Here is a 687-nt window from a genome sequence, read left to right as displayed (position 1 = left end):
CGCAGATGATGGAGCAGGTGTGCACCGATCTGCGCGACCTGATTGCTGAGCGTCAGCCGCTGGTGATCTCCATCGCGGCCGGCGTCACCGTAGGCAACCTGCGCAACTGGTTGGGTAGCACCCCGATTGTGCGTTGCATGCCCAATACGCCTTCACTGGTCCAGGCAGGGGCCACTGGCCTGTATGCCGCCGATGACGTGAGCGATGCACAAAAAGCCATGGCCAGGGAGATCCTGGGCTCTGTGGGCATTGCTTTCTGGTTCGACGAAGAGAAAGAACTGGATGCGGTCACCGCGGTGTCCGGTTCTGGCCCGGCCTACTTCTTCCTGCTGATGGAATCGTTGATCGAAGCAGCCAAGGCCCAGGGGCTGGATGCGGGGACCGCCCGGCAGATGGTGCTGCAAACCGCCTGGGGCGCCGCTCAGCTGGCCATTACCAGCGAAGTGGGCCCGGATGTGCTGCGCCAGCAGGTCACCAGCCCCGGTGGCACCACCGCTGCCGCGCTGAATGTGTTCGAAGAAGCGGGTTTCCGCGAACAGGTGCAGGCGGCCGTCGCCGCTGCCCGGGAGCGGTCCGAAGAGTTGGCGGGGTAAAAGGCGAGTGACGAGTTTCGAGTTGCGAGAAGCGAACCCCGAAGGTGGTCTTGATTTTCGCAACTCGTCACTCGCTTCTCGTTACTGTTTTTTG

1 protein-coding gene is annotated in these 687 nt (G+C 62.4%); it reads left to right on the top strand.

Going from position 1 to position 687, the window contains the following annotated elements; genetic code table 11:
- Window positions 1-593 (top strand): pyrroline-5-carboxylate reductase (gene proC / locus A3730_RS10580; protein WP_063538037.1); only part of this gene is annotated, 593 nt, incomplete at its 5' end.
- Window positions 594-687 lie beyond the last annotated feature (94 nt).

The organism is Alcanivorax sp. HI0044 (assembly GCF_001634945.1).
Note: the sequence above shows the minus strand (reverse complement) of the source record. Positions and strands in the feature narration are given on the sequence as shown.